Source organism: Acidiphilium sp. C61 (genome assembly GCF_905116885.1).
In the GTDB taxonomy this organism is placed as follows: domain Bacteria; phylum Pseudomonadota; class Alphaproteobacteria; order Acetobacterales; family Acetobacteraceae; genus Acidiphilium.
This window is the reverse complement of record NZ_CAJHNI010000005.1, coordinates 1,847,093-1,862,771: the sequence shown is the minus strand read 5'-3', so window position 1 is coordinate 1,862,771 and position 15,679 is coordinate 1,847,093. Positions and strand designations below refer to the sequence as shown.

19 protein-coding genes are annotated in these 15,679 nt (G+C 68.4%); 8 read left to right on the top strand and 11 right to left on the bottom strand.

What is annotated here, in order from left to right; genetic code table 11:
• Positions 1-186: 186 nt before the first annotated feature.
• The 5 genes from HUW10_RS11610 to HUW10_RS11590 all read left to right on the top strand — a co-directional run bounded on the left by HUW10_RS11610 (position 187) and on the right by HUW10_RS11590 (position 3,240).
• Positions 187-798, top strand: a complete 612-nt coding sequence (locus HUW10_RS11610) for a hypothetical protein (protein ID WP_174503650.1) — start codon at positions 187-189, stop codon at positions 796-798.
• Positions 799-894: 96 nt separating this feature from the next.
• Entirely contained in the window at positions 895-1,302 is a 408-nt protein-coding gene (locus HUW10_RS11605; RefSeq protein WP_174503649.1) for a hypothetical protein, read from the top strand.
• A gap of 56 nt (positions 1,303-1,358) precedes the next feature.
• Entirely contained in the window at positions 1,359-2,105 is a 747-nt protein-coding gene (locus HUW10_RS11600) for a C39 family peptidase (RefSeq protein ID WP_174503648.1), read from the top strand.
• Positions 2,106-2,333: 228 nt separating this feature from the next.
• Complete coding sequence (locus tag HUW10_RS11595) at positions 2,334-2,948, top strand: hypothetical protein (protein ID WP_174503647.1); 615 nt, start codon at positions 2,334-2,336, stop codon at positions 2,946-2,948.
• Complete coding sequence (locus HUW10_RS11590; RefSeq protein WP_174503646.1) at positions 2,926-3,240, top strand: hypothetical protein; 315 nt, start codon at positions 2,926-2,928, stop codon at positions 3,238-3,240. The genes HUW10_RS11595 and HUW10_RS11590 overlap by 23 nt, the downstream gene beginning before the upstream one ends.
• Before the next feature lie 115 nt (positions 3,241-3,355).
• Here HUW10_RS11590 and HUW10_RS11585 read toward each other — a convergent pair whose 3' ends face one another.
• Positions 3,356-3,583, bottom strand: coding sequence for a hypothetical protein (locus HUW10_RS11585; protein ID WP_174503645.1), 228 nt, complete (start codon positions 3,581-3,583; stop codon positions 3,356-3,358).
• Between HUW10_RS11585 and HUW10_RS11580 the strand changes: the two genes are divergently transcribed.
• On the top strand, positions 3,578-4,627 hold the full coding sequence (locus tag HUW10_RS11580) for a gamma-glutamylcyclotransferase (RefSeq protein ID WP_174503644.1): 1,050 nt from the start codon (positions 3,578-3,580) through the stop codon (positions 4,625-4,627). The genes HUW10_RS11585 and HUW10_RS11580 overlap by 6 nt on opposite strands.
• A 91-nt stretch (positions 4,628-4,718) precedes the next feature.
• On the opposite strand, the gene HUW10_RS11575 is transcribed toward HUW10_RS11580, so the two are convergent.
• Positions 4,719-5,648 carry an SDR family oxidoreductase gene (locus HUW10_RS11575; protein ID WP_174503643.1) on the bottom strand — a complete coding sequence of 310 codons (930 nt, stop codon included), beginning with the start codon at positions 5,646-5,648 and terminating at the stop codon, positions 4,719-4,721.
• Positions 5,649-5,685: 37 nt separating this feature from the next.
• Positions 5,686-6,555: a MaoC family dehydratase gene (locus tag HUW10_RS11570; RefSeq protein WP_174503642.1), complete on the bottom strand. Its 870-nt coding sequence runs from the start codon at positions 6,553-6,555 to the stop codon at positions 5,686-5,688.
• Between the two features lie 181 nt (positions 6,556-6,736).
• On the opposite strand from HUW10_RS11570, the gene HUW10_RS11565 reads away from it, so the two are divergent.
• Together HUW10_RS11565 and HUW10_RS11560 are read left to right on the top strand one after the other, a co-directional pair.
• Positions 6,737-7,540, top strand: a complete 804-nt coding sequence (locus HUW10_RS11565) for an IclR family transcriptional regulator (protein ID WP_174503641.1) — start codon at positions 6,737-6,739, stop codon at positions 7,538-7,540.
• Positions 7,541-7,623: 83 nt separating this feature from the next.
• Positions 7,624-8,247, top strand: a complete 624-nt coding sequence (locus HUW10_RS11560) for a trimeric intracellular cation channel family protein (RefSeq protein WP_174503640.1) — start codon at positions 7,624-7,626, stop codon at positions 8,245-8,247.
• A gap of 50 nt (positions 8,248-8,297) precedes the next feature.
• On the opposite strand, the gene HUW10_RS11555 is transcribed toward HUW10_RS11560, so the two are convergent.
• The 8 genes from HUW10_RS11555 to uppS all read right to left on the bottom strand — a co-directional run bounded on the left by HUW10_RS11555 (position 8,298) and on the right by uppS (position 15,674).
• Positions 8,298-8,966 carry a class II aldolase/adducin family protein gene (locus HUW10_RS11555; protein WP_174503639.1) on the bottom strand — a complete coding sequence of 223 codons (669 nt, stop codon included), beginning with the start codon at positions 8,964-8,966 and terminating at the stop codon, positions 8,298-8,300.
• On the bottom strand, positions 8,966-9,595 hold the full coding sequence (locus HUW10_RS11550) for a DedA family protein (RefSeq protein ID WP_174503638.1): 630 nt from the start codon (positions 9,593-9,595) through the stop codon (positions 8,966-8,968). The genes HUW10_RS11555 and HUW10_RS11550 overlap by 1 nt, the downstream gene beginning before the upstream one ends.
• Positions 9,592-10,524, bottom strand: coding sequence for a cysteine synthase A (gene cysK, locus HUW10_RS11545; protein ID WP_174503637.1), 933 nt, complete (start codon positions 10,522-10,524; stop codon positions 9,592-9,594). Before cysK ends, HUW10_RS11550 begins: the two co-directional genes overlap by 4 nt.
• A 100-nt stretch (positions 10,525-10,624) precedes the next feature.
• Entirely contained in the window at positions 10,625-11,644 is a 1,020-nt protein-coding gene (gene ilvC / locus HUW10_RS11540; RefSeq protein ID WP_174503636.1) for a ketol-acid reductoisomerase, read from the bottom strand.
• A 248-nt stretch (positions 11,645-11,892) separates the two neighbouring features.
• Positions 11,893-12,954, bottom strand: coding sequence for an RIP metalloprotease RseP (gene rseP / locus HUW10_RS11535; protein ID WP_174503635.1), 1,062 nt, complete (start codon positions 12,952-12,954; stop codon positions 11,893-11,895).
• Between the two features lie 70 nt (positions 12,955-13,024).
• A complete protein-coding gene (gene dxr, locus HUW10_RS11530) occupies positions 13,025-14,200 on the bottom strand; it encodes a 1-deoxy-D-xylulose-5-phosphate reductoisomerase (protein ID WP_174503634.1) in 1,176 nt (391 codons plus the stop codon).
• Positions 14,191-14,886, bottom strand: coding sequence for a phosphatidate cytidylyltransferase (locus tag HUW10_RS11525; protein ID WP_174503633.1), 696 nt, complete (start codon positions 14,884-14,886; stop codon positions 14,191-14,193). Before HUW10_RS11525 ends, dxr begins: the two co-directional genes overlap by 10 nt.
• Positions 14,883-15,674, bottom strand: coding sequence for a polyprenyl diphosphate synthase (gene uppS / locus HUW10_RS11520; protein ID WP_174503632.1), 792 nt, complete (start codon positions 15,672-15,674; stop codon positions 14,883-14,885). The genes HUW10_RS11525 and uppS overlap by 4 nt, the downstream gene beginning before the upstream one ends.
• Positions 15,675-15,679 lie beyond the last annotated feature (5 nt).

Genomic DNA, 15,679 nt, shown 5'->3' with positions numbered 1-15,679 from the left:
CCGGGATGGTCCGGGCGATGTTGAAAAATACTATATATAACAATTATCTAACCGATAAAAATGCACTGGCACGGCGGTTGCTTAACATCATTCATGCAGATGCGGGACAGCCCTTCCGCCCCGGATCTGCAGGAGCCGCGGCGCAGTGCGACCCGGCCCGCGCAACCCGAACCACAGGAGTGACCCATGCGGATTTCCCTTGTTCTCGCGAGTGCCTCGGCCCTGGTTCTCAGCCTCGCCGTGGCCCATGCGACGACGCCCAGCAGCTCGCCGCCGACGACCAACAGCCATCCGAGCGCAAGCTCGCAGGGTCCGGGCACCAATGCCAGCGCCGCCGGCCGCTCGTCGGCCTCGTCGTCGAGCACCAGCACGTCGCAATCCTGGACCTCGACGCCGACCACCAACTCCAACAACACGACGAACATGGCCGCGGCCGCAGGCGGCGGGGTCGCGGCGAACAACAACAGCCTCGCGATCAGCGCGTCGCTGTCGAACTTCGCCAACGACTACAAGACGATCTCCAACTACCATCTCGCCACCGCGACCACCAACGGCACGGTCTATGGCGGCCCCGGCGTCTACGCGAGCGGGCCGAACAACATGAACTGGAAGAAGGGGCGCGGCGGCAAGAGCGCGTCAGGCCCGATGGTCTCCATGGGCGCCTCGCTCAACAACGTGGCGAACGGCACCGGCATCGTGACGGCGCAGGTGAATGCGGGCGTGAACGCGCTGCAGCAGAATACCGTCTCGCTGTCATCGGTGGTCTCGGGCAGCAGCAGCACCTCCGTCTTCCACTGATCTGCCGGACGACCACGCAGGCCGGACCGGCAACGGTCCGGAACGAAACCGCCATGGTCCGGCCCGTCCGGGCCATGGCTTTCGGGAGAAAGGGCGATGGACAGGCTTGATGACCGGACGAACGGGATGGCGCGCCGGCGCAGCTTGTGGATCGGGCAAGCGCTGGCCCTGGCGGCGCTGGCCCTGATCGCCGGCGCGGCGCGACCGGCCGTGGCCGGCACAACGGGCCCCAGCGCAGCGGACCGGGCGCTGAGTCGCGCGTTGCAGGGCAGCGAATTGCACGGCCCGGCCCTCGGCCAACTGCGGGGCAGCGGGATCGTGATCCAGGACGCCAATACCAGCGGCGCCGTCAGCGGCGCCAGCGTGGGGCGCGGCAGCGTGACCGGGCCGATCAGCGCCAGCAACGCGGTCAACGGCAATGCCGGGATCACCACGGTCTTCCAGAACAGCGGCAACAACGCGCTGATCCAGAACACGATGACCATCAACGTGACGCTGCACTGAAAGCCGCCGCGCCGCCGCGGACAACCGGGACGGCGCGACCGGCGGAAAGGACGACGATGAGCGGGATATCAAGTCACGAGAGACAGCCTCCGGGCGCAAGCGCATGGCGGCGCGGGCTGCTGGCGCTGTTCGGCCTGGCCTGCATCGCGGGCGGGCCGGCGCGGGCGGGCGGCATCCCGGTCAACGGGCTCAGCCTCGGGGCCGGCAGCGTCCGCGTGCCGGTCGAGAGTTTCCAGGCGATGCGGTTCGCCCAGACGATCCACCAAGCCTATGATTTCTCCTGCGGCTCGGCCGCGCTCGCCACCCTGCTGACCTACAGCTATCACCGCAAGGTGACGGAGAGGCAGGTCTTTCTCAGCATGATCCGGCACGGCAACCGCCAGGCGATCGAGCGATACGGCTTCTCCCTGCTCGACATGAAGACCTATCTGGCGCGGCAGGGCATTCCCTCCGGCGGGTTCGACGCGCCGCTCTCGCGGCTGGCCGGTCTGCATGTGCCGGCGATCGTGCTGATCAACGACCATGGCTATCGGCATTTCGTCGTGCTGCGCAGCATCGTGGCGGGGCGGGTGCTGCTGTCGGACCCGGCGGTGGGGTTGCGCTCGGAAAGCGTGGCGCGGTTTCGCCGCCAGTGGAGCGGAGTGTCGTTCCTCGTCATGAGCGAGGCCGCACGCGCGCAACGCAGCTTCGAGGATCCGCATGTGTGGCGCGGCAGCCCGCCGGCCCCGACCGACATCGCGCGCTATGCGCTCGGCCTCGCCCGGCTGCAGGAGGTGACGATCCCGATCGCGAACCGGTTCTAGAGCATCATCCGATCAGATGGAGTCATCTGATCGGATAAAGATACTCTATTTATCAACAAGATAGAGCACTACATCCGATCCGGAAGGATCGGAAAGTGCTCTAGAGCCACGCCCGGTCATATGGAGTCCTCCGACCGGACGAAGACAACGGGACAATCAACGAGACAGAGCGCCATCGCCGATCCGGCAGGATCGGCGCGCCGGGCGGATCCTGAAAGGAGCCAGACGATGACACGACCTCCCCTCATCCAGCAGATGCTGCTCGGCGGCGGATTGCTCTGCGTCCTGCTGGCAGGGTATCCGGCGGTGGCGAGCGCCGCCGGGACGCCGGACCTCGCCCGCAGGGTCGGCGCGCAGCTGAGCGATGCCAGGCTCGCCGGGATCCGTGGCGGGTTCGACGTCACACCCCTTCTGACGGTGGATTTCGCCTACCAGCAGGTCACCAGCGTAAACGGCACGGTGATCGCGACCATCGCCGTGCCGCAGATCCAGCTCACCTTCGGCGGGGCAAGCGGGCCGCAACTGGCCAGCGTCATCGCCGGCGCCGCGCCCGCAACCCCATCTGCCCTGCCCCAGCTTCCGCCGGCGGCAGTGACAAGCCCGCCACCGGCCGGACCGCCATTGCTCGCCAGCGTCGCGCAATATGGGGGGGCCAGCATCGCGACGACCCTGACCTCCGGCGGACTGGCGACGGTGATTGCGAACACCGCCAGCAATACGCTGATCCGCAACCAGATCGCGGTGGATGTCGGCACCACCGGCATGCCGGCGCTGCTCTCCACCCAGGCGCACGCGATGATGATTTCACAGGCGATGACCGATGCGAACCGCCCGATGCGTTAGCCTGATCCGCACCGCGGCGCTGCTGGCCGGGCTGGCCGCGGCGCTGTGGCAACCCGGAGCGGCGCACGCGGCCGCACCCACGGCGCCGGACGGGAAATTGGCCAGATTGCGCCTCATCGCCCTGCCGGATGCGGCACTGGCCCGGACCACCGGCGAGGGCTTCGTGGCACCGCCCATCGCGATCCGGCTGCCGGATCGCGGGCGGGTCACGTTATGGGACGAACTCGCGGCACGGCCCGGCGATGTCGGCCTGCCGTCAGGCCAGGTGACGGTGATGGTCAACAGCCGCTAGAGCATCATCCGATCAGATGGAATCATCTGATCGGATAAAGATGCTCTATTCATCAATATGATAGAGCACGTTCCGATCCTGATGGATCGGATGTCGTGCTCAATCTTGTTGATAACTAGATCATCACCTCGACCGGCCTTGCCCGGACCAGCGCGGCCAGGGCCGGATTGTTCTGCGTCATTTCAAGGGATGGTGGCGTCTTGCACACGTCATGCAGGCGGACTCCTTCATCACGCAGTCCCAGTCCCTGGCATCGGGCGGTCAGGCGCGGACGATACCCCGCATCGCCAATCCATCTTTTTGTTGACGGATCGAAGATCTGTGGTTCCTTCTGGTCATGCAAGAGAGCAACCAGACCATAATTGGCGCACCGATCACCGAGGCAGCTTGGCATTCCGCCAATCGGAACGACACAACCGCCCCCGAGGCTGCCGGCGACGAGGCTCGCGCGCGGGACACGGCCGACCGCAATGACGCCTGGTCGAGCCAATCCTCCACGATTGATGCGGTTCGCCGGGCTCGAACCGGCGCGTCAAATCCGCTGTATTTCGCCTACGGCTCAAACCTCGACGCCGCGGACTGGGAACGCTGGTGCCGCGCAAGGGAGGTGGACCCCGCCTGCATCAAGCCCGTTGCACCCGCATTCCTGCCGGATTTCCAGCTGGCCTTCGACGTCTCCTCTCCGTCGCGCGGATGCGGCGTGCTGGATGTGATCCCCCGCATGGGCCATTGCGTCGATGGATGTCTGTTCGAGATCTCCGAACACGGGCTCGCCGCGCTGGACCGGAAGGAGGGCGCGCCGAACTTCTATCACCGGCAGGATTGCACTGCGATTCTCGCCGATGGCTCGGCGGTCGCAGCGTTCACCTACGTTGTGTGCAGCCCGCTCCGGGAGGACTTCGTGCCGCCGGATGAGGCCTATGCGAGCGTGTGCCGCCGCGGCCGGCAGATGCTTGGCCTCGATACGTCGGCGTTGGAACGCGCTGCGCAGGGCCACCATCCGCAGACACTTGTCCGCGGCGTTTTCGTCTACGGCACGCTTCTGAGCGGAGAGCGGCGCGCCGCTGCCCTGACGGGCGCGGTTCGTCCGGCCTCGGCAACCGGGATGCTGGTCGATCTCGGGTCATTCCCGGCGCTCATTCCGACGGGCGAGGGCCGGGTCGAAGGCGAATATGTGGTGCCTGAGGATCTCCCCGAAACGCTCAAGGAACTCGACATGATCGAGGGGGCTGACCCCAACTGCGGCACCGACGGGTTCTATCGGCGAACCGTTCTGTGGGTCGAGGTCGACGGCGGCCGGCGGCCAGCCTGGGCCTACGTGCAGAGCGACCGCCAGGCAGGCCATCTGCCTCGAATCCGGTCCGGCTCATGGCGCAATCGATACTGAACGAAGGATAACGGACTGCGTGACGACGCCACTCCCGATCGCGCCCTCTTCTCCTGCGCCGGTCGCGCGGTCGGCGAGGTGATGGAACGGGTCAGACCGGGTCCCAGCAGAACACGTCGCCGCTGAGATCCAGCGGCGTCATCGCGTTGCGCAGGGCGGGGAAGGCATGATCGCGGATCAGTTCCGGCGTCCAGCCGCCCTCGCGCTGCACCGAGCGGGCGGGGCGGCTCTGATCCATCACGAAAATCTCGTTGCGACGGACGGCGAAGACCTGGCCCGTGACATCGCCTGAACCGGCGGAGGCGAGAAAGACCACCAGCGGTGCGTTGCGGTCGGGGTCGATCTGCTGCAGTCGGGAGATCCTGAGCTGTTCCGCCGCCTCGTCCGCGCCGGGGCGGGGGGTGCGGGTCATGCGGGTCCAGGCGCAGGGGGCGACGCAGTTCGAGCGGACATTGTAGCGCCGCATGTCGATCGCGATCGAGCGCGACAGGCCGACAATGCCGAGCTTCGCCGCGGCGTAGTTCGCCTGGGCTTCGCCGCCGATCAGGGCGGAGGCGGCGGTCATGTGCACGTAAACGCCGGATTGCTGGCGGCGAAACTGCGCGGCGGCGGCACGGCTGACAAGGAAACTGCCGTTGAGATGCACGCCGATGACCGAGAGCCAGTCCTCCGGCATCAGCTCGTCAAAGGCGGCGTTGCGCAGGATGCCGGCATTGTTCACCACGATGTCGATCCGCCCGAAGGCGTCGAGCGCGGTCTCGACGATGCGGCAGGCGGAATCCCACCGGCTGACGGTTTCACCACACACCACCGCGCGGCCGCCGCCCGCCTCGATGATCATCCGCGTCTGCTCGGCGGGAACCGGCGAGCCGCCCTCGCCGGTGACTGAAACCCCGATATCCACGATCACCACAGCCGCACCCGCGGCGGCCATGCCGGTCGCGACAGCGCGCCCGATGCCGCTGCCCGCCCCCGTCACGATCGCGACCTTGCCCTCGAGCATCGGCGGTCTCTCGCTCATCTCGCGCCACCGACGCTTCGCGGGCCGAGAGACCGGATCATGCCGCCGGTCCCGGTGCCGCGAAGCGGGCTTGACCATGATCTACCACCACAACGTCGCGCCCGGCCACGCGGGCGCGAAAAGCGCCGTCACGCCAGATTTCGGTACGGATCGTCTCACCCGGCAGGACAGGCGCGGTGAAGCGGAGCGACAGCGCGCGGAACCTTGCCTCGTCATAATCGCCCAGAACGCGCAGCAGGGCATGTGCCACCACGCCGAGCGTGCAAAGCCCATGCAGGATCGGCCGCTCGAAGCCGGCGGCGGCGGCCTTCGCGGGATCGGCGTGCAGCGGGTTGTCATCGCCGTTGAGGCGGTAGAACAGGGCCTGTTCCGGCCGGGTCGGCAGGTCGACCACCGCATCCGGCGCGCCGGATGGCGGCGGCGGCGGCGGCGGCACCGGGCCGGGGTCGCCGCCGAAGCCGCCATCGCCGCGCAGGAAAGTGGTGCTGCGGGCAGTGGCATAGAGGGTGCCGGTGACTGCATCGCGAAGCTGCTTCTCGGAAAACAGCAGCGCGCCGCGGCCTTTTCCCTTGTCCACCAGCCGGGTGACCCGGGTTCGCCCGATGACTTCGCCCTCGGGCGGCAGGGGATGATGCTGTTCGAGCGCCTGTTCGCCATGCACGAGGCGAACGGCGTCGACCCCGGTGCGCGGATCGGCCAGCCAGAAACCGGGATGCCCGAGCACGAGGGCCATCCATGGCAAGACACGCGGGCCGCGATGCGGATCGGCATAGGCCAGCTGGCGGGGATCGGTCGGGTCCTGCCCCATGCCGACGGAGAGCGCGTAGAAAGCGGCGTCACCGCCGGTGATGCGCTGGCGAATTTCGGGGATCGGGAAATTCAACAGAATTTCGGGATCGATTGTCACTCATCCTCCTGAAGCCGGCCGCACCCCACCCCTGTCCACGCCGGGCCGCCACGGCGGTTCCCGCCTTCGCCACATGCCGCGACCCTTGAGGGATGCGTCCTGACATTCATCTATTGTAAATCACTTCGCGTTAGATCGGCGGGATAGCATTCGGGGTCAGGAATGACAATCGGAATGGCGAATGATCAATACCGAACGTGAAGTGCGGGATGTGGGCGCCGTGGTTCATGCCGTCCGCATTCTGCGATACCTGGCAGCATCAGCCACGTCCCACGGCGTTGCGACGATTGCCCGGGAGACCGCGATCAGCCCCAGCAGCTGCTTCGCGATCCTGCGTACCCTGACGCGGTTGCGGTTTGTCGCGTTCGACACCACTGCCAAAACCTATGCGCTCGGCCTCGGCGTTGCGGAAATCGCGGCCGGTTTCGCCGGGTTCGGGCTCGCGGAGGCCATCCACCCGGATCTCGATCGGCTGGCGCGGAAACATGGCGTGCCGCTCGTGCTCTGGCGGGTGACCGGGGATGGGCATCTCGTGGCGGCCGACCGCGCGCATGGCGGCGCCGTGGTACGGGTGGACGTCCCCCCCGGGCTGCGACTGCCGGCGCTGCTCGGGGCGGCGGGGCGCTGCGTCGCGGCGGCGCTCGACCTGGAGCCGGACGAGCTGGCGCGGCGCTTTGCCGGGCTCCGCTGGCAGTCACCGCCGTACTTCGCGCAATATTGCCGCGAGGTGGCCCTGGCCCGTTCACGCGGCTGGGCGATCGATGCCGGTAACGCCTATGCCGGCCTGCATGTCGTAGGCGCCGCCATCGTCGATCGCGCGGGGCGGCCGCGTCTTGCCATGAGCGGCATCGCGATCGCGGGCCAGCATGAGCCGGCGGCGCTGGAACGGCTCGGCGACGAGTTGGGCAGGGTCGCGGCAACGATCGGGGCTGCGCTGGTTCCAGCGGCCGGCTTGCCTGTGGCATCCGCAGGCGAAACCGGCTAGCTCGGCAGCACCTCTCTCTTGCCGGTGCCGCCCGTGATCTCTCCCCCGTTCGAAAGCCCCGCCCCGATGCCGGAACCCCGCGCATGAACCCGGTCGGAATCGTGCATCCGCTCGTTGCCGGGCTCGACATGACCGGCACGCTGGTCTTCGCGATGAGCGGTGCGGCGCGCGGCGTGCAGGAACGGATGGACCTGTTCGGCGTGATGGTGCTCGCCTATGTCACCGCGGTCTCCGGCGGCATCCTGCGCGACGTGATGATCGGCGCGGTGCCGCCGGAATCGGTCGCGAGCTGGCACAACCTCGCCATCGCGCTGGCGGGCGGGTTGTTCGTCTTCAGCTTTTTCCGGGTCTTCGCACGCCTGTCTCATCCGGTGATGTTTTTCGACGCGATCGGGCTTGGCATGTTCGCGGTGGCGGGAACCAGGAAGGCACTGGACCATGGGATCAACTGGCCGATGGCGGCGATCCTCGGCATGGTCAGCGCGATCGGCGGCGGCATGGTGCGCGACATCCTGACCATGCGGGTGCCCACGGTGCTGCTCGCCGACATCTATGCCGTGGCCGCCCTGGCCGGGGCGCTGGCGGTGGTCTCCGGCGCCTATCTCCACATCGCCCAGCCGGTTGCCGCCTGGAGCGGCGTCGGGCTCTGCGTATTCCTGCGGATGATGGCGATCTATCGCGGCTGGCGCCTGCCCTCGGCGCGATAACCCGTCAGGGCGGCACGGCGGTCATCCGATACGCCCGAAAGGGCACGTCATCAGGCGTCGTCGTGCAGGCCATAGAAGGCGAACTGGGCCATCGCCGCATCGATCTCGGCGGCGCTGAGGATATGCGGATTGCCGAGCAGCAGTGCGTGATAATATTGCCTGGCGATGGTTTCGAGCTCGACGGCGCGCCACATCGCCCGGTCGAGGGTTTCGCCCAGCACGATCATGCCGTGATTGGCGAGCAGGCAGCCCATCCGCCCGTCCAGCGCGGTCAGCGCATGCGCCGAAAGCTCCTTCGTGCCGAAGGTGGCATAGGGCGCGCACCGCACATCGGCACCGCCGAAGGCCGCGATCATGTAATGGCAGGCCTCGATATTGCGCCGGGCGATGGCCAGCGTGGTGGCGAAGGTGGCATGGGTATGAACGATGGCGTTCACCTCGGGCCGGGCGCGCATGATGTCGAGATGGAAGCGCCATTCGGTCGAGGGTTTCCGCGTGCCCTGCCAGGCGCCGTATTCACCCGCGACGGGCATGGCGGCGACCATGTCCGGCTCGATCAGGTGATAGGGCGTCGCGGAGGGCGAGATCAGCATGGTATCGCCATGACGGACGCTGATATTGCCGGCATTGCCCTGGTTGATGCCGAGCGCGTTCATCTGCTGGCAGGCGGCGATCAGGGCAAGGCGGCTTTCCAGCTCGCTCCCGTCCGGCGCGCCCATCAGCCGGCGCGCGCCGAAGGGCGATGATCGCGCCAGAGCTTGCGCGCATACCAGGCGATGAAGACGACGATCGCCAGCGCGGTAAGCGCGGTGAAGCCGTGCATGAAGGATTGCAGCCGGGGCGAACTGTCCCAGGCGCGGCCGAGCCGGAGCCCGGCATAGGCGAGGCCGAGGCACCAGGGCAGCGAGCCGATGAAGGTATAGAGCTGGAAGCGCCAGAAATTCATCCGCGCGATGCCGGCCGGCAGGGCGATGTAGGTGCGCACGATCGGCAGCATCCGGCTGACCAGCACGGTCACCGCGCCGTATCGCGCGAAGAACCGCTCGACCAGCGCGAGTTCGCCGGCATCGAGCAGGATGTAGCGCCCCCAGCGCCGCACCAGCTTCCGCCCGCCGGCATAGCCCACCGCCCAGGCGAGGGTGGAGCCGAGATTGCAGCCGATCGCGCCGGCCAGCGCCACCGGCCACAGTTCGAACCGGCCGGTCGAGACCAGATAGCCGGAGAATGGCAGGATGATCTCGGAGGGCAGCGGAATGCAGGCGGATTCGAGCGCCATCAGCCCCGCGACCCCGGCATAGCCGAGGGCGGAGATGACCGCGGTGATGAGATGCGCGAGAGCGGCGATCAATCGGCCAGCCCGGCGAACAGGGCGGTGGAGAGATAGCGCTCGCCATAGGAGGGAATGATGACGACGATCATCTTGCCGGCACTTTCGGGCCGCCGCGCCACCTCGACCGCGGCATGCAGCGCCGCCCCCGAGGAAATGCCGACGAGCAAGCCCTCCTCGCGCGCCGCCCGGCGGGCCATCTCCAGCGCCTGGTCGTTGGTCACGCGGACCACCTCGTCGTAAACCCCGGTGTCCAGAATGTCGGGCACGAAACCGGCGCCGATCCCCTGGATCATGTGCGGACCCTTCTCGCCGCCGGAGAGCACCGGCGAGGTATCCGGCTCGACCGCGACGCAGCGGAACGACGGCTTGCGCGCCTTCAGCGCCTGCCCGGTGCCGGTGATGGTGCCGCCGGTGCCGACGCCGGCAACCAGGATATCCGCCGCGCCATCGGTGTCGCGCCAGATTTCCTCGGCCGTGGTGCGGCGGTGGATCTCGGGGTTGGCCGGGTTCTCGAACTGTTGGGGAATGAAGTGATTGGGCCCGGAAGCGGCGATTTCGCGCGCCTTCGCGATCGCCCCGCCCATCCCCTCGGCGCCCGGCGTCAGCACCACCTCGGCACCGTAGCCGCGCAGCACCGCGCGGCGCTCCTTGCTCATCGTATCCGGCATGGTGAGGATGCAGCGATAGCCCTTGGCCGCGCAAACCATGGCCAGGGCGATGCCGGTATTGCCCGAGGTCGGCTCGACGATCACGCTGTCCGGGGTCAGCTTGCCGGCGCGCTCGGCCGCCTCGATCATGGCGACGCCGATGCGGTCCTTCACCGAATTGGCGGGATTGAAGAATTCGAGCTTGGCGAGAACCGTGCCGGGCAGGCCGGCGGCAAGGCGGTTGATCCGGACCAGCGGGGTATTGCCGACCAGTTCGGTGGCGTCCTTGGCGATTTTCATGCTTTGCCTCCCTCGAAACGAAAGATCCCCGGCCGCAGCAGCGGGCCGGGGATCCTTGTAGTGAAGAAGCGCGCGACGCGAAAGCCGGTCGCGCCCTCGATCAGTTGCGGGTCTTGTCGACCAGCGCGCCCTTCTTGATCCAGGGCATCATGGCGCGCAGCTTCTCGCCGACCTCCTCGATCGGGTGCGCGGCATTGGCGCGGCGCATCGCCTTGAAGTTGGTCTGGTTCACCTTGTTCTCGAGCATCCAGTCGCGGGTGAAACGGCCCTTCTGGATATCGTCCAGCACGCGCTTCATCTCGGCCTTCGTCTCCGGCGTGATCATCCGCGGGCCGGTGACGTATTCGCCGTATTCGGCGGTGTTCGAGATCGAGTAGTTCATGTTGGCGATGCCGCCCTCATAGATGAGGTCGACGATCAGCTTCACCTCGTGGAGGCACTCGAAATAGGCCATTTCCGGCGCGTAGCCGGCCTCGACCAGCGTTTCGAACCCGGCCTTGATCAGCTCGACGAGGCCGCCGCACAGCACGGCCTGCTCGCCGAACAGGTCGGTCTCGCACTCTTCCTTGAAGGTGGTCTCGATGATGCCGGCACGGCCGCCGCCAACCGCCGAGGCGTAGGACAGCGCGATGTCGAGCGCATTGCCGGAGGGGTTCTGCGCCACCGCGACAAGGCAGGGCACGCCGCCGCCGCGCTGGTATTCGCTGCGCACCGTGTGGCCGGGGCCCTTCGGCGCGATCATGAACACGTCGATATCGGGGCGCGGCTCGATCAGGTTGAAGTGGATATTGAGGCCGTGGGCGAAGGCAATCGCCGCACCCGGGCGCAGATTCGCGGCCAGGCTGTCGCGGTAGAGGTCGCCCTGGCCTTCATCCGGCGTCAGGATCATCACCACGTCGGCCCAGGCGGCTGCCTCTTCCGGGGTCATCACCCGAAGGCCGGCGGCCTCGGCCTTGGCCACCGCGGCGGAGCCCTTGCGGAGTGCTACGACAAGCTCCTTCACCCCGGATTCCTTGAGGTTCAGGGCATGGGCATGGCCCTGGCTGCCGTAGCCGACCACGGCGACCTTCTTCGCCTTGATCAGGTTCACATCGGCATCACTGTCGTAATATACGCGCATCTCAAGCCTCCCTCGGGCGCTGGGTAACCGGTCCGGCGGATCGAATGAGGGAAAACACGCCGCTTGGCAACCACCCCGGCGCAACATGGCAGGCGTGACACCGGCTTGCGGCGCAATTTTCAGCCTCGCGCGCCGGCCCCGCCAGCATTTATCCGGCGCCCCCGGAGCCCCGGAGCCCCTTGGAGCATCTTTATCCCCGATCAGATGATCCCATCCGATCAGATGATCCCATCCGATCGGGTGATGCTCTAGCCGACGAGATGGGCGATGTCGTGCCAGGTCACGAAAACGATCAGGCAGACCAGCAGCGCCGCGCCGAATTGCAGCGCGATTTCCTGCACCCGCCGCGGCAGGGCCCGCCCGGCGGCGGCTTCGGCCGCGTAGAACAGCAGGTGGCCACCATCGAGCACCGGGATCGGCACGAGGTTGATGAGGCCGAGATTGACCGAGAGCAGCGCCATGAAACTCAGGAGATCGGTCAGGCCATGCGCCACCGCCTGGCCGGAGATCTGCGCGATCCTGACCGGGCCGCCGAGCTGGTTGAGCCCCTTCTGATGATCGACCAGCTGCCAGAGCCCGTGCAGCGTCGTCACACTCGCCTGCCAGGTCACCGCCACCCCGCGGAGCAGCGCCCGCGGCGGCGAAAGACGGCGCATCCGCACATCGGCCCCCTCGATGCCGAGCCGGCCGATCTGCCGCCCGCCGGCTGTCACGCTGCCGAGCGAGAGATCGAGGCTGCGGGTCTGGCCGCCGCGCTCGTAGCTCAGCGCGATCCTGCCGCCGGGATGGGCGGCGACCACGGCGCTCAGCTGGTCGAACGTCGAAATCGGCGCGCCGTTCATGCTCACGATCCGGTCGCCCTTCACCAGCCCCGCCGCCTGCGCGGGCGAGCCGGCCAGCACCTTGCTGACCACGGGCAGCACCGTCGGCACGCCGGAGGTGGCAAAGATCGCGCTGAACAGGACGATCGCGAGCAGGAAATTCGCCACCGGACCCGCCGCCACCACCGCCGCCCGCGCCGCCAGCGGCTTGGCGCCGAAACTTCCCGGATCGGCGGAAGCGCCGGATTCGGCGCCGAACTCCGCCCAGCCGCGCATCCGCACATAGCCGCCGAGCGGAATGGCGGAAAGCTTCCAGATCGTGCCGTGGCGATCGATGCGGGAGACGAGGGTCGGGCCGAAGCCGAGCGAGAACACCTCGACCGTCACGCCCCGCCAGCGGGCGACGAGGTAATGACCGAGTTCATGCACGGTCACCAGAACGCCGAGAACGACGATGAAGCCGAGAACGGAACGGAGAAGATCGGTCATGGCGCCTTCGTGTCTGCTGCCGCGGAACGCGCTTTACGATATGGGATTTCGCCGGCGCCGCGACAGGGGGTCACGCCGCCCGGGTTCCCGACTTTGTCCGCAGCTCCGCGTCCGCCACGGCGCGGGCCTCGGCATCGAGGGCGAGCACCGCGGCGAGATCGCCGATCGGCGGTGCGCCGAGGCGCTGCATGGTCCGTTCGACGACGGCGGCGATGTCGAGAAAGCCGATGCGCCGGCGCAGGAACGCCTCGACGGCGATTTCATTGGCGGCGTTGAGCACGGTCGAGGCGCCCTGCCCGGCTTCGAGCGCCTCGCGCGCGAGGCGAAGGGCGGGAAACCGCACCGGATCGGGTGCCAGGAAATCGAGCCGGGCGGCTGCGGCAAGGTCGAGCCGGGGCGAGGCGGTGGCGAGCCGCGCCGGCCAGGCCAGCGCATGGGCAATCGGGATCCGCATGTCCGGCGCCCCCATCTGGGCGAGAACCGAGCCGTCACGGTAGCACACCATGCCATGGACGATCGACTGCGGATGCACCAGCACCTCGATCTCGTGCGGCGCGAGGGCGAAAATCCGCGCTGCCTCGATCACTTCCAGCCCCTTGTTGAACAGGGTGGCGGAATCGATCGAGATTTTCGCCCCCATCGACCAGACCGGATGCTTCAGCGCGCTCTCCGGCGTGGCCTCGGCCATCTCCGCGAGGCTCGCCTCGCGGAACGGCCCGCCGGACGCGGTGAGGATGATCTTTTCCAGGGCATCGCGGTTGCCATCGGCCAGCGACTGGAAAATGGCGTTGTGCTCGGAATCGACCGGCAGCAGCGTCGCGCCGGCGGCCGCGATCGCGGCGAGGAACACGTCGCCGGCGGATACCAGCGCCTCCTTGTTGGCCAGGGCGATGGCGCCGCCGTTGCGGGTGGCGGCAAGAGTGGGTTCGAGGCCGGCAGTGCCGGTGATCGCGGCCATCGTCCAGTCCGCCGGCTCGGCGGCGGCGGCGATCACGGCGGCGCGCCCGGCCTCGGCACGGATGCCGGTGCCGGCCAGCGCATCGCGCAGGGCGGGAAAGGCGCTCTCGTCGGCAATCACGGCGATCTCGGCGCGCAGCGCGCGGGCCTGAGCCGCGAGCAGGGCGGCGTTTCGCCCGGCGATCAGCGCGCGGACCCGGTATTTGGCCGGATCGGCCTGTAGCAGGTCGATGGTCTGGGTGCCGACGCTGCCGGTCGAGCCGAGAATGGTGACGGTCTTCACTGCCATGGCAGTCCCCCTCCCTGGGCGAGCAATGCGAGCGCGGCCGCCACCGGTGCGGCGGCGAGAACGCCGTCGAGCCGGTCGAACAGGCCGCCATGGCCGGGAATCGTCCGGCCGGAATCCTTGACGCCGATACGGCGCTTGAGCGCGCTTTCCGCGAGATCGCCGGCCTGGGAGACGATGCTGAGCACCGCCGCCGGCAGGATGGAAGCCGGCGTGCGGGCAACCAGCAACCCGGCCAGCACGCCGACGGCAAGCCCGCCAATCGCGCCGCTCACGGTCTTGCCCGGCGAGATCGCTGGGGCGAGCCTGGGCCCGCCGAGGAGGCGACCCGCGGCATAGGCGCCGATATCGGTCATCCACACCACGACGAGCAGGAACAGCACGGCGGCAAGGCCGTGCGGGCGGTCGCGCAGCCAGAGCAGTGCGGCGGCGGGCACCGCGGCATAGACGACGCCCGCAAGCAGGAAGCGCGGCCGTGCCGCCGGCGCGATGTGGCGGCCAAGCCCGATCCACTCGCGCATCAGCCCGGCGAACAGCAGCACCAGCAACGCCGCCCAGACCAGCCCGCCCCAGCTGAGCGCGCCGAGCGCCACCGGCACCAGCACCGCGGCAGAGGCCGCGCGAAGGCCGAGATCGTGGAAGCGTCCGGGCGTGCCGCCGGGCGAGGGCATCGGCGAGATCGCGCTCATCCGTCCGCGCCAGCCGCGGACGGGGATGCGGACGGGGACGCGGACGGGGATGCGGGATCGGGACGGGCGCCGAAGCGGCGCTCGCGCCTTGCATATTCCGCGATCGCCTGGCCGAGATTGGCCGCGCCGAAATCGGGCCACAGCGCCTCGTCGAACACGAATTCCGCGTAGGCAGCCTGCCAGAGCAGGAAATTGGAGAGGCGCTGCTCGCCGCTGGTGCGGATCACGAGATCGGGGTCGGGCATGCCGGCGGTGGCGAGATGGGTGGCGAAGAGGGTCTCGTCGATCGCCGCCGGGTCGAGCGCGCCGGCGGCGACTGCCGCGGCGATGCGGCGCGCGGCGCCGGCGATTTCGGCGCGGGCGCCATAGGACAGGGCGATGACGAGGTTGAGCTTGCGGTTGGCTTCGGTGCGTGCCTCGGCCTCCGCAAGTTCGGCCTGCAGCGAGGGGCCGAAGCGGTCGCGCTCGCCGATGACGTGAAGGCGAACGCCGGCCTCGCCGAGTTCGCGCAGCTCAGAGCGCAGGTAGTGCCGGAGCAGGAAGGTGAGATCCGTGACCTCCTCGATCGGGCGCCGCCAGTTTTCCGAGGAAAAGGCGAAGAGGGTCAGCCATTCGACGCCGTGGCCGATCGCCGCCTCGATGGTACGGCGGACCGCCAGCACACCTTCGCGATGCCCTGCCGCGCGCGGCAGGCCGCGCCGCGCCGCCCAGCGCCCGTTGCCATCCATGATGATGGCGATGTGGCGCGGCACCGGGGCTGGCCGGGCGCCCTGGGAGGGGGAGGACATCGGGC